This window comes from Streptomyces spirodelae (assembly GCF_017676385.1).
GTDB classification, from domain to species: domain Bacteria; phylum Actinomycetota; class Actinomycetes; order Streptomycetales; family Streptomycetaceae; genus Streptomyces; species Streptomyces spirodelae.
The window spans coordinates 42,020-54,708 of record NZ_JAFFZN010000011.1 but is presented as its reverse complement, the minus strand read 5'-3'; the positions used below and the strand labels follow the sequence as shown (position 1 = coordinate 54,708).

Annotated in this window: 11 protein-coding genes; 5 read left to right on the top strand and 6 right to left on the bottom strand. The window is 70.9% G+C overall.

The features are described from left to right. The first annotated feature begins 170 nt into the window (after positions 1-170). The gene (locus tag JW592_RS13890) at positions 171-1,391 is read left to right on the top strand and encodes an amidohydrolase family protein (RefSeq protein WP_209265363.1); all 1,221 of its coding nucleotides are present in this window, start codon (positions 171-173) and stop codon (positions 1,389-1,391) included. Positions 1,392-1,497: 106 nt separating this feature from the next. On the opposite strand, the gene JW592_RS13885 is transcribed toward JW592_RS13890, so the two are convergent. The 6 genes from JW592_RS13885 to JW592_RS13860 are packed head-to-tail and all read right to left on the bottom strand — an operon-like array spanning position 1,498 to position 7,089. Further along, on the bottom strand, positions 1,498-2,742 hold the full coding sequence (locus JW592_RS13885) for a cytochrome P450 family protein (protein WP_307805410.1): 1,245 nt from the start codon (positions 2,740-2,742) through the stop codon (positions 1,498-1,500). Next, entirely contained in the window at positions 2,712-4,025 is a 1,314-nt protein-coding gene (locus tag JW592_RS13880) for a cytochrome P450 family protein (RefSeq protein WP_229375963.1), read from the bottom strand. Before JW592_RS13880 ends, JW592_RS13885 begins: the two co-directional genes overlap by 31 nt. Then, the gene (locus tag JW592_RS13875) at positions 4,022-4,645 is read right to left on the bottom strand and encodes a GTP-binding protein (RefSeq protein WP_209265361.1); all 624 of its coding nucleotides are present in this window, start codon (positions 4,643-4,645) and stop codon (positions 4,022-4,024) included. The genes JW592_RS13880 and JW592_RS13875 overlap by 4 nt, the downstream gene beginning before the upstream one ends. Positions 4,646-4,679: 34 nt before the next feature. Beyond that, positions 4,680-5,048 carry a DUF742 domain-containing protein gene (locus JW592_RS13870; RefSeq protein ID WP_209265360.1) on the bottom strand — a complete coding sequence of 123 codons (369 nt, stop codon included), beginning with the start codon at positions 5,046-5,048 and terminating at the stop codon, positions 4,680-4,682. Then, a complete protein-coding gene (locus tag JW592_RS13865) occupies positions 5,045-5,470 on the bottom strand; it encodes a roadblock/LC7 domain-containing protein (protein WP_209265359.1) in 426 nt (141 codons plus the stop codon). Before JW592_RS13865 ends, JW592_RS13870 begins: the two co-directional genes overlap by 4 nt. Continuing rightward, positions 5,467-7,089, bottom strand: a complete 1,623-nt coding sequence (locus tag JW592_RS13860; protein ID WP_209265358.1) for an ATP-binding protein — start codon at positions 7,087-7,089, stop codon at positions 5,467-5,469. The genes JW592_RS13865 and JW592_RS13860 overlap by 4 nt, the downstream gene beginning before the upstream one ends. Before the next feature lie 356 nt (positions 7,090-7,445). Here JW592_RS13860 and JW592_RS13855 point away from each other — a divergent pair, with 356 nt between their 5' ends. From JW592_RS13855 to JW592_RS13840, 4 genes are all read left to right on the top strand, one after another. After that, the gene (locus tag JW592_RS13855; RefSeq protein WP_209265357.1) at positions 7,446-8,408 is read left to right on the top strand and encodes a TIGR03619 family F420-dependent LLM class oxidoreductase; all 963 of its coding nucleotides are present in this window, start codon (positions 7,446-7,448) and stop codon (positions 8,406-8,408) included. Between the two features lie 88 nt (positions 8,409-8,496). Further along, positions 8,497-9,363: an SDR family NAD(P)-dependent oxidoreductase gene (locus JW592_RS13850; protein ID WP_209265356.1), complete on the top strand. Its 867-nt coding sequence runs from the start codon at positions 8,497-8,499 to the stop codon at positions 9,361-9,363. 361 nt (positions 9,364-9,724) lie between these two features. After that, on the top strand, positions 9,725-10,855 hold the full coding sequence (locus tag JW592_RS13845) for an LLM class flavin-dependent oxidoreductase (protein ID WP_209265355.1): 1,131 nt from the start codon (positions 9,725-9,727) through the stop codon (positions 10,853-10,855). 94 nt (positions 10,856-10,949) lie between these two features. After that, positions 10,950-12,689, top strand: coding sequence for an N-acyl-D-amino-acid deacylase family protein (locus JW592_RS13840; protein WP_209265354.1), 1,740 nt, complete (start codon positions 10,950-10,952; stop codon positions 12,687-12,689).

Sequence of the window (12,689 nt, the reverse complement as noted above, 5' to 3'; positions counted from 1 at the left end):
CTCCGCACTCCTCCGTTCCCCGCAGGGGCCAGTCTGCCTTGTTCATGGCAATTACGTCAGCTCAGGTACCGGCCTCTCTACGAACCCTTCGAATTCGCCGACGGCGGAGGGGAGCCGGAATCCGCCGCACGAGAGCTGACGGACCGTCAGATCGGCGCTACCGTGACCGCATGGAGACCTTCCCCAGGATCATCTCGGTGGACGACCACACGGTCGAACCCCCGCACGTGTGGCGGGAGAGGCTGCCGTCCCGGTACCGCGAGGTCGGACCGCGTATCGTCCGTGCACCGCTGAAGGAGATGACCTTCGTCGGCGGGAAGTTCGCGCCCACCATGGGCGAGCCCGGCGACGAGGGGCCGATGGCCGACTGGTGGGTGTACGAGGAGCTGCGCCGACCGCTGACCAGACTCGATACGGCCGTCGGCTACGACAGGGACGAGGTGCGGCTGGAGGCCATCACCTACGAGCAGATGCGTCCCGGCTCCTACGACGTACGCGAACGGCTGGCGGACATGGACGTCAACCACGTCCAGTCGGCCCTGTGCTTCCCCACCTTCCCCCGCTTCTGCGGGCAGACCTTCACCGAGGCCAAGGACCGGGAACTGGGCCTGCTGGGGGTGCGTGCCTACAACGACTGGATGGTCGAGGAGTGGTGCGGCCCCGACGCGCGGGGGCGCCTCATACCCCTCACCCTGGTGCCGCTGTGGGACGCCGAACTGGCCGCCGAGGAGGTACGGCGCAACGCGGCACGCGGTGTACGCGCCGTCTGCTTCTCCGAGATCCCGCCGCGCCTGGGACTGCCGTCCGTCCACACCGACGCCTGGGACCCCTTCCTGCGGGCCTGCGACGAGACCGGAACCGTCATCGCCATGCACATCGGCTCCTCCAGCAGGATGCCCTCCACCTCGGCGGACGCGCCCCCCGCCGTCGGCTCCACCCTCACCTTCGCCAACTGCTGCTTCTCGATGGTCGACTGGCTGATGAGCGGGCTCTTCGACCGCTTCCCGAACCTGAGGATCATGTACGCGGAGGGCCAGATCGGCTGGATTCCGTACATCCTGGAGCGCGCCGATGCGGTGTGGGAGGAGAACCGGGGCTGGGGCGGGGTGGCGGACAAGGTGCTGCGGCCGCCCTCCGAGCAGTTCGCCGAGCACGTCCACGGCTGCTTCTTCGACGACGCCTTCGGACTGCGGAACGTGGAGTCCATCGGCGTTCCCAACGTCCTGTACGAGACCGACTACCCGCACTCCGACTCGACCTGGCCCAGGTCAAGGGAGGTCGGTGAGGCCCAGATGGGACACCTGCCCGCCGGACTGGTGGAGCGGATCGTACGTGGCAACGCCATCGAACTGCTGGGGCTGACGGACGAGGGGCTGTGGGCCGGCCCCTGACCCCGGTTCCCGGGGCGGGCCGGGGAAGCGGCGGGGAGCGGCTGCCCGGCCCTGTCCTCCGGGCCGCCCGCTCCCCGCCACCTCCGGCTCACAGCACCGCTGTCGCTCAGCCCAGCGGCCGCACCGGCAGCTTCGCGTAGCCGAAGGCGATGGCCGAGGGAACCTGCGCCAGCTCCTCGGGCGGCACCGCCAACGACAGCTTCGGGAAGCGGTCGAAGAGCGCGGACAGCGCGATACGCGCCTCCATCCGGGCCAGCGGAGCGCCCAGACAGAAGTGCACCCCGTGGCCGAACGACAGATGCTCTCCGCCGGGCCGCAGGATGTCGAACTCGGCGGCACCCGAGCCGTACTTGGCGGAGTCGCGGTTGGCCGAGGCGATCGTGGAGACGATGGCGTCGCCCTGGCGGATCGTGGTGCCGTCCGCCAGTTCGATCTGCTCGACGGCGAACCGCAGCGGCAGATTGGCGATGCTGGGCGCCCAGCGCAGCGTCTCCTCGATCACATCGTCCCAGGACGCCTTCCCCTCCCGCACCAGCTCCAGCTGGCCGGGATGGGTGAGCAGCGCCTGCACCGCGTTGCCGATGAGATTGACGGTCGTCTCGTGCCCCGCGCCGATCATCAGCAGCAGGGTGTCCAGCAGCTCCTTCTCGGAGAGCGCGTCACCCTCCTCGTCCCGGGCCGAGACCAGCACGCTGGTCAGGTCCTCACCCGGCTCGGCGCGCTTCGCCTCGGCCAGCGCGGTGAAGGCCGCGTGCATGTCCACCGCCGTCTGCGCCGCCTGCTCGGACGTCAGCGTGGTGTCCATGATCAGGTCCATCAGCCGCCGCATCTCGGGCCGCTGCTCGGCGGGCACACCGAACAGCTCGCAGATCACGTTCATCGGCAGCGGGTGCGCGAAGGCCGAGCGCAGCTCCAGCGGCTCCCCGCCGGGCCCGGACTGCCGCGCCTGCCGTTCCATCGCGTCCAGCAGCTCGCCGGTGATCCGCTCGACGCGGGGGAGCATGGCCGCAGTGCGCCGCGCGGTGAACGCGGGCGCGACCAGCTTCCGCAGCCGCTTGTGGTCATCGCCGTAGGAGCACAGCATGTTCTCCCGGTCGAGCCAGGTCAGCAGCCAGCTGTCGCGGAACTCGCCGCGCTGCCAGGGCGGCCAGTGCTGACGCGGGTCCTTGGAGACCCGCGGATCGCGCAGCAGCTCCTTGAGCGCGTCGAACTCGCTGACGTACCAGGCGTGGACCCCCGCGGGCAGCTCGACCAGCGTGGCGCTCGAGCCCAGCTCGCGGATGCGCTCGGCCTCGCCGTGGATGTCCCGCCCTAACGGGTCTATGCGGACCGTGTGCCGCTGTGCTTCCACGGAGTTCCTCCTGCGGTGTCGGGACTGACGGGGCTGAACCGTGCGGGCAGCGAGACCAGTCCGCGCTGGAAGGGTCCCGGCCGCCATTGGAGTTGGTCGTAGCGCACCGTCAGCTCGATGTCCGACAGCCAGGCGGTGAGCCGTTCGATGGCGGTCGTCGCGATGAGCAGTGCGGGCTGCTGTGCGGGGCAGGCGTGCGGGCCGGCCGCCCACGCCAGATGCGCCCCGCCCCCGGACGCCGCGGCGCCGATGCTCTCACCCGGTGCCGAGCGGCCGGTCTGGGTGGAGGCCGCCGCGTAGGAGACCAGGACGAGCTGCCCGGCGCGCAGCCACACGCCGTGGAAGTAGACGTCGTGACGGGGGTAGTGCGCCGAGTAGTTGGCCATCGGCGGCTCGTTGCGCAGTACGTCGTGCAGCGCGTCGCGGGCCGTCAGCGCGCCGCCGGAGAGGTTGCCGTAGTAGCGGTCGTCCACGAGCATCCGGCTGAGCGCGTTGCCGATGAGGTTGGACAGCGGCTCGTAGCTGGCGCCCAGCGTCACCACGATCTGGTGGACGACCTCCTCGGCCGTCAGCTCCGCGGGGTGGTCGATGAACCAGGACGTCAGGTCCTGACCGCGCTCGCGCTGCTTGAGCTGCGTCAGCTCGGTGATGTAGCGGGTGTACGCGGCGTCGGCCGCTGCCGCCTCCTCGGGCGTCTTGCTGTCGAACATCCCGGCGATGCCCTGGATCAGCAGCTGGCTGCTCTCGTCCGGCAGGCCGAAGACCCGGTTGAAGACGAGCAGCGGCAGCACCCGCGCGAACTGGCCGACCAGGTCGGCCTCGCCGTCCTGCGCGAAGCTCGCGATCAGTGAGTCGGCGACCTCTCGCACCATCTGGCGGATCGTGTGCGGCTCCAGCCGCGCGAAGCCGTCGGAGATCACCCTCCGGTAGCGGGCGTGTGTCTCCCCGTCGGTGAACAGCGCGTTGGGCCTGCCGCGCAGCATCGGCATCACGGCCGAGTCCTCCGGCACGCTGTCCAGCCAGATGCTGGAGTCCTTCGACCAGGTGGCCGAGTCGTGCAGCAGTTCCAGAGCGGCGCGGTAGTCGATCACCAGCATCGCGCCGACCCCGGGGGCGATCTCCACCGGTGCGACGGCGCCGAACCTGCGCAGCCGCTCGTAGACGGCGTACGGGTCGGCGGCGAACTCCTCCCCGTACAGCGGCGTGACCTCGTTGTTGGGCCGGGACAGCGGCGGAGGCATCTGGCCGGAGGGCTGCGTTCCCGGCGCTGGGGCGGTGCTCAAGTCAACTCCTGGGGCTGCTGCGGCTGGCTCTCTGCCTGGCCTGACTGCTGCTGTTGCTGCCGGTCGAGGGCCTCCAGGACGTGGCCCACCAGCGCGATCAGCGCGTCCGCCGACTGGTCACGGCTGCGCGCGTCACACACCACCAGTGGGGTGTCAGGGGCCAGGTCGAGGTGGTCCCGCAGGGTGTCGGGGTGGTGCTGCGGCGAGTCGGGGAAGGAGTTGACCGCCACCGCGTACCGCAGGCCCGCCTCCTCGATCATGTCCATCACCTCGAAGGAGTCGGCCAGGCGACGGGTGTCCGCCAGCACCAGGGCGCCCAGCGCGCCCCGGGCTATGTCCTGCCACAGCGGGCGGAACCTGCGCTGACCCGGGGTGCCGAACATGTACAGCACCAGATCCCCGGGCAGCGTCAGCCGCCCGAAGTCGATGGCGACCGTGGTGGTGGTCTTGTCGCGCACTCCGGCCAGATCGTCCACCAGCGCCCCGGTACGCGTCATCACCTCCTCGGTGTGCAGCGGCTGCGTCTCCGACAGCGAGCGGATGAAGGTGGTCTTGCCCACCCCGAACGGGCCCGCGACCAGCAGCTTGACCAGCGTCTGCGGCTTGTCGTCCAGATACATGGAGCCTGCCCCGGCGCCCGACGGGGGTTCCGGACTAGGAGGACTTGAGAGTGCGGAGTCCATTGAGAACTTTCTCCAGAATCTGCCGCTCCGGCAGTTCGGCGTCGGGAATCGGGGCGCGGGCCATCAGTCGGCCCGCGTCCACCAGGTCGGCCACCAGGACCTTGACCACACTGACCGGAAGCCGCAGATGCGCGGCAGCCTCGGCGAGCGACAGCGCACCGCCGCGCAGCAGCTCCAACAGCCGGATCTCCTCCGGGCGCAGCCCGGAGACCGTCGAGGGGTCCGCGGCACCGTGCAGAACGGTGAGGCGGTCGAGCGTGTTGCGGCTGGGCCGTGCTCGTCCGGTCGTCGCCAGATACGCAGGCACCAGGCGCCTGCCGTCACGGGGCGGCGGGGTCATGTGGTCGTGTCGTTCCTCGCCGGGGTGCTCATGGTCTTCGCACCCAGCGACGCGACCTGTACCTGCATCTGGTGGGTTACCACGCCCATGTTCACGTCGGGGCCGGCGAACACGGCCAGCGTGGTGTTCTCGCCCGCGGGGATCGCGAAGACCCAGCCGTGGTCGGACTCCACCACGGTCTGCCGTAGCCGCGCCTCGAACGTGCCGGCGAACGCCGCCGTGGTCGTGCGCGCCGCACCCTGGAGTGCGGAGAGCATCGCGGCCACACCCTCTGCCGCATCCCGCTCCAGATTGGGCGAGCGCCCCTCGATGAGGCCGTCGCCGGAGATGACGGCCGCGTGGATGACGTGCGGCAGCTCCATGAGGGGGCCCAGCACCCATGAGGTGTCGTCCCGGAGCGACCTGCGTGCGGGGATTGTCATGCCTGCGGATTCCCTTCAGCGGAACGGAAATCGGCGTGCTGGTCGTCGGCGACCGCGTTGCCGTGATCGGTGTCGGAACCCGGCGCCGTGGGCGTCACTCGGGGCAGCGTGCCCGTCTCTGTGGCCTCGTCGACCGCCGCGCGGCCCGAGTTGGTGCCGCGCTGGAAGGCGGCCCAGCGCTGGGCGCTCTCCTCCGGGGACGCGGCCGGCGTCTGCGGGGGCTCGGCGGTCGGTGCGGCGCCCGCACTCCCGGCGGGGCCCGCCGCCTCCCCGGAGGTGCCCAGATCCACATACGGCCCCGGACGGCGGCGCCGACGGCGCGGCAGCTCCTCCTCGGCGGACTGGGGCTGCGCCTGCGGGTCACCGGCCGGCTCGGAGTACGGCCGCTCGGCCGTACGGCCGGCGCCTGCGTCCAGGTGGACGGTGTCGTTGCGGGCCGGCTCGGACCGGGGCTGGGGCGGGCGCTGGGTGGCCGCATGGCCGGGCATCGCGGAGGGGACCGCTGCGGCACTTGCGGTGGACCGCGGCACCGGGGCCATGGGGGACATCGGCTGCTCCTCCTCGTCGAGCAGCGTCAGCAGGGGTTCGCCGGGGATGTGGACGATGGCCCGTACGCCGCCGTACGGGGATGCCTCGACGGACGTGGTGAAGCCGTACTGCCTGGCGAGCTGCCCCACCGTCGCGAAACCTGTCCTGGGCGGGTCGCCCAGCTCGGTCAGGAGCACGTTGTCCTGGCCCGCCATCAACCGCTGGGCGCGTTCCAGCTCCTCGGCGTGCATGCCGACACCGGCGTCATCGATGATCAACGAGGCGCCGCGGTTGCCCTGCTGGATCGTGACGGCCACGGGGAGTTCGGGGTGCGAGTAGTGGAGCGCGTTGGCGAGCAGCTCGGTGAGCACGACGGCCGCGGGCTCCACCGCCCGCGCCACCACGCCCACCGGATCGCGGAGCTGGTTGGTGACCTGGACGCGCTCGTAGCCGCTGAGCCGGGACATCGCGCCGACGACGATGTCGCCCAGGTGCGAGTTCTGCCGGGTCAGCCCGGGCCAGGCGCCGCAGACGATCGCGGTGGACTGGATACGGCGCAGCGCCTGCTCGTTGAGGAAGTCGGCGGCCAGCAGGTCCTCGGCGATGAACGGGTCGTCGTAACGTTCCTGCATGGTCTGCAGCCGCGTCTGCAGCTGGTAGAGCAGCGCCTGGATGGTGGTCGTCGCACCGCGCATGGCGGCCTGCGCCGCACCGTCCACCCGCAGCCGCTCCTTGGTGACGGCGTCGCTGACCTGCTCCAGCACCGTGGTGAGCGCGCGGTCCAGCTCCGTGCCACGGAACGCCGGATCGAGCAGGCCGCGTACGGGGACGTTGGGATGGGCGAGCGCCGCCGTCAGGTCCGGGACGCGGGCGCCCGCCAGGTGCCGGACCTCGGCCTCGGTCGCCTGCGCGCGCTGGGCGAGTGCCGCCTGGTGGCGCAGGGCCTCCTGCAAGTCCTTCTCGGTGGCGGCGGAGCGCTGTCGCAACCGCTTCGCCCCCCGCGCCGAACGCGCCAGCAGGAGGGCGAGTGCCACGGCGGCCGCCGTCCCCACGGACAGGATGACGGTCAGTGCCACCGGTATCTCGGTCATCGGCGTCCTTGAGCGATTGGATTGTCGTGCGGTCTGGTTCGGTCCGCGGACTGATCGCGAACTGATCAGGAAACAGCAGTGCCGCCATGTTCCCTCAGTGGCGCCGCGCGCGCAGCCGGATGCGGAATCCGTGCTCCTGGTTGCCAAGAGCAAACGCGCCGGGTGCGGCGCAGAGGCTAGCACTCCTGAGGACGGGTCAGCCGACCGGGCCACCGATTGGACATGTGACGGCGCGGGGCGGTCGGTGGTTCGCCCGGCGCGCCGTCGGCGGTGCCCGGCCCGGATGTCCGGGCCGATGTGCGGGCCCGATGTCTGGGCCGACCGCCCTCTTGTCTGACGGAGCGTCAGGTACGAGCATGGGCCCCGTGCTGACTTTCCCTCCCGGACAGCTCGCCTACGGAATCCAGCTACCGGTCCAGTCGCAGAGCACCCTCTACGCCGAACCGTGGGAAGCCGCAGCGGGACCCGCAGAGCTGCTGGCCGTAGCCCGCGCCGCAGACCGCAACGGCTACGCCTACATCGGCTGCTGCGACCACGTGGCCGTGCCACGACGGCTGGCCGGCACCATGAGCACCGTCTGGTACGACCCGGTGGCCACCCTGTCCTTCCTGGCAGCCGCCACCGAACGCGTCGCGCTGCTCAGCCACGTCGCCGTCGTCGGCCTGAGACACCCACTGGTCACCGCCAAGCAGTACGCCACACTCGACCACCTCTCCGCGGGCCGGCTCGTACTGGGCGTGGGAGCAGGGCACGTACGCGAGGAATTCGAAGCCCTCGGAGCGGACTTCCACGCCCGCGGCGCCGTACTGGACGAGACTCTCGACGCGCTCAAGACCGCCTTGGGCGAGGAGGAGTTCCCCGCCTTCACCGGAGACCGCTACTCCTTCGCCGGACTGGGACAGCGCCCACGCCCCGCGCAGCGGCCACGGCCACCCCTGTGGGTGGGCGGCTCCTCGCCCCCCGCGGTGCGCCGAGCGGCCCTGCGCGGTGACGGATGGCTCCCCCAGGGCGACCCCCGCGAGGCACTGCCGCCCAAGATCAGGCGCATCCACCGCCTGCGGGAGTCGGCCGGTCTCGCGGACACACCCTTCACTGTCGGCGCCATCGCGGAACCGCTCCATGTGGGCCGACCCACCTGGGACGTCGGCCGCCGCACCCTTCGGGGCACGCCCGAGACGCTGGCCGACGCGCTGCGCCCCTACCGCGATATGGGTGTCGGCCAGCTCCAGCTGCGCTTCCGCGCCCGGGCGGCGGCGGAACTGGTGGACCAACTGGCCCTCTTCATGGCCGAGGTCGCCCCGCGCCTGGCCGGCGCGTAGGGCACTGCTCGCGGGGACGGACGGGGCTCCCTGGGGCCCCCGGGGACGTGCGGGGGCTCCCTGGAGGGCCCCGCAGAAGGAGGCACACATGGGGAAGCTCGACGGCAGGGTCGTGCTGATCAGTGGAGCAGCACGCGGCCAGGGCGCGGCGGAGGCACGGCTGTTCGCCGCCGAGGGCGGCAAGGTGGTGCTCTGCGACGTGCTCGACGACGAAGGCGCACAGGTAGCGGCAGAGCTCGGTGCCGACCGGGCGCGCTACGTCCATCTGGACGTACGGGACGAGGCCGGCTGGCAGTCGGCCGCCGACCTCGCCGAGGAGAGCTTCGGGAAGGTGGACGGCCTCATCAACAACGCGGGCATCCTCCGCTTCAACGAGCTGGCGGCCACCCCGGCCGCCGAGTTCCGTGAGGTGGTCGACGTCAACCAGACGGGCTGTTTCCTCGGCATGAAGACACTCGCGCCGCGCATCGAGGCGGCCGGCGGCGGCACCATCGTCAACACGGCCTCGTACGCCGCGCTGGCCGGGATGGCGTTTCTGACCGCGTACGCGGCGACCAAGGCCGCGATCGTCGGGATGACCCGTGTCGCGTCGATGGAGCTCGCGAGCCGGGGCGTCCGCGTCAACGCGATGTGTCCCGGCGCGATCGACACCCCGATGTCCAACCCGGCTCTGGCGGCGGAGAACGGCCTCAGGCTGGATACGGCGGGGGCGCGCGGCGAGGCGCTCGGGGAGGCACCCGAGGAACAGGTGGCCGGCGCTTCCGGGGGCGGGGGCGGGGCCGGGGAGAGCGGCCTGGACGCCTTCTACGCCAAGCTCGTCCCGCAGGGCAGGATGGGCCGCCCGGAGGAGGTCGCGCGGCTGGCGCTGTTCCTCAGCTGTGCCGACTCCTCATACGTCACCGGGCAGCCGTTCGTCATCGACGGCGGCTGGCTGGCGGGCGTCCCTGTGCTGTGAGCCGCTCCCGGGGCGGGGTCGCACCAGGGTTTGCTCCTTCGCTTGTGGGACGAGGGTGCCGACGTGCGGGAGGGGGCGCCGATTTCCGTCAGGAAGACTTTGCAAGTCCTCCGGCAATTCATGATCAGTTCTTCACTCTTCCTTCACCTGCGCGCCGGTCCCGCCGGTGCCCGCGGTGGGGGGTATCCGCCGTATTGACGACCCCACCCGGCGGTGCCACAGTCGGTCCAGTGCGAACTGACGGACCGTCATAAATCGCCGTCGAAGACATCCGGTAACAGCCGGAAGCAGCCGGAAGCAGCCGGAAGCAGCCGGAAGCAGCCGGGAAAGCCGGGGAACAGCCGCCCAAGGAGATGACACCGTGGAGTTCGGGCTCTTTGTTCAGGGGTACGTGCCGGCCACGCGGGCCCAGGCCGATCCGCAGGCCGAGCACAAGGCGCTGGTCGAGGAGACCGAGTACGTCATCCAGGCGGACAAGTCGGGCTTCAAATACGCCTGGGCCTCCGAGCACCACTTCCTGGAGGAGTACAGCCACCTGTCGGCCAACGACGTCTTCCTCGGCTACCTCGCGCACGCCACCGAGCGCATCCACCTCGGCTCCGGCATCTTCAACCCGCTGCCGCAGGTCAACCACCCGGTGAAGGTGGCGGAGAAGGTCGCCATGCTCGACCACCTCACCGGTGGCCGCTTCGAGTTCGGCTCAGGGCGGGGCGCCGGCTCCCACGAGATCCTCGGGTTCCTGCCGGGTGTCACCGACATGAACCACACGAAGGAGATCTGGGAGGAGACCATCGCCGAGTTCCCGAAGATGTGGCTGCAGGACGAGTACCAGGGGTTTCAGGGGAAGCACTGGTCGTTGCCCCCACGCAAGATCCTCCCCAGGCCGTACGGGGGTTCACACCCGGCGATGTGGTACGCGGCGGGTTCGCCCTCCTCGTATGCGATGGCCGCGAAGAAGGGGCTGGGGGTGCTGGGCTTCAGCGTGCAGAAGGTCTCCGACATGGAGTGGGTCGTCGAGTCGTACAAGGGCGCCGTCAAGGACGCCCGGCCCGTCGGCGGCTACGTCAACGACAACGTCATGGTGACCTCCACCGCGATCTGTGCCGAGACGACCGAGAAGGCGAAGCAGATCGCCGTGCACGGCGGCCTCAACTATCTGCAGTCGCTCCTCTTCCGCTACCACGACACCTTCCCCCGGCCCGAGGGCATCCCGCAGTGGCCCGAACTGATCCCGGAGTACACGGCGGAGGTCGTCGACCTGCTGATCGCCGAGGAGCTGATGATCTGCGGCAACCCCGAAGAGGTGCTGCGCCAGTGCAAGCGCTGGGAGCAGGCGGGCGCCGACCAGCTCTCCTTCGGGCTGCCCATCGGCATCCCGTACGAGGACACCATGAACACGATCAAGCTCATCGGTGAACACGTGATCCCGCAGATCGACACCGACCCGGTGCACCGCACCACCCGCTTCCGCGACGCGGCACGCAACGGCTGACCGTCTGACCCGTCGGCCGGACACCGGCCCGCACCGCCGACCCGTACCCCGCAGGCTCGCGGGCGAGCAGGCTCCGCGAAGGAGGACACCCAGCATGCTCGACCATCTCATCACGGGCGCCACCGTCGTCGACGGCACCGGGGCACCCTCCTACCGGGCCGATGTCGGCACCCGGGACGGCCGGATCGCCCGCATCGCCGAGCCGGGGACGCTCCGCGAGGAGGCCCGCAGCAGCCAGGACGCCACCGGCCTGGTCCTGGCCCCCGGATTCGTCGACCCGCACACCCACTACGACGCCCAGCTGTTCTGGGACCCGTACGCCACCCCCTCCATGAACCACGGCGTCACCACCGTCGCGGGCGGCAACTGCGGCTTCACCCTGGCCCCGCTCAACCCCGCACGCCCGCAGGACGCCGACTACACGCGGCGGATGATGTCCAAGGTGGAGGGCATGTCCCTGGTGGCACTGGAGGAGGGCGCACCCTGGGACTGGCACTCCTTCGGCGACTACCTGGACGCGCTGGAAGGGCGCACCGCCGTCAACGCGGGCTTCATGGTGGGCCACTGCGCACTGCGACGGCATGTGATGGGCCCCGACGCCATCGGCGGCCGGCCCGACGAGGCACAGCTCGCCCGGATGCTGCGGCTCCTCCACGAGGCCATGGAGGCGGGCGCCTGGGGCCTTTCCACCACCCAGTCCGCCACTCACTCCGACGGCGACGGCAACCCCGTCGCCTCCCGGCACGCCCGGCCCGAGGAGCTGCTGGCGCTCTGCCGCGCCGTCGCCGACCACGAGGGCACCCAGATCGAGGCCATCGTCGCCGGCTGCCTCGACCAGTTCTCCGACGAGGAGATCGACCTGCTGGCACACATGTCGGCGGCCGCCGGACGGCCGCTCAACTGGAACGTGCTCACCATCGACGCCGCCGTGCCCGAACGGGTGCCACGCCAGTTGGCGGCCGGCGAGTACGCACGCAAGGAGGGCGGTCGCGTCGTCGCGCTCACCATGCCCATTCTCACGCCGATGAACATGTCGCTGGGCACCTTCTGCGCGCTCAACCTCATCCCCGGCTGGGGCGACATCCTCGCGCTGCCGGTGCCCGAACGCATCGCCAGGCTGCGGGACGTCGGCGTACGCGCCGAAATGCTGCGCCGTGCGGACAGCAAGGAGGCGGGCGTCTTCCGCCGGCTGGCCCGCTTCGACCGGTACGTCATAGGCGACACCTACTCGGCCGCCAACGAGGGCCTGACCGGCCGCGTGGTGGCCGATGTCGCGGCCGAACGGGGCCAGGACCCCTTCGGCTGCCTGGTGGACATCTGCGCCAACGACGAACTGCGCACCGTGCTGTGGCCGATGCCCACCGACAACGACCCGGCGAGCTGGGAGCTGCGCAGGCAGACCTGGGAGCACGAGGACGTGATGCTGGGCGGCTCGGACGCGGGGGCCCATCTGGACCGCATGTGCGGGGCTCCGTACACCACCCGCTTTCTGGGCGACTGTCTGCGCGGCCGGAAGCTGGTCGGCCTGGAGCGTGCCGTGCGGATGCTCACCGACGAGCCGGCCCGGCTGTTCGGACTGCGCGAACGCGGCCGGATACGCGAGGGCTGGCACGCGGACCTGGTCCTCTTCGACCCGCAGCGGATCGACGCCGGCCAGGCGACCCTCGTACACGACCTGCCCGGCGACAGTCCACGGCTCGACTCGCGTGCTGTCGGAGTCGTCGGCGTCTGGGTCAACGGTGTGGAGACCATCCGCGACGACAAGGTGACCGGCGCGGTGCCGGGGAAGATCCTGCGCTCCGGCCGCGACACCGAGACCGTCGCCACCCGGTAG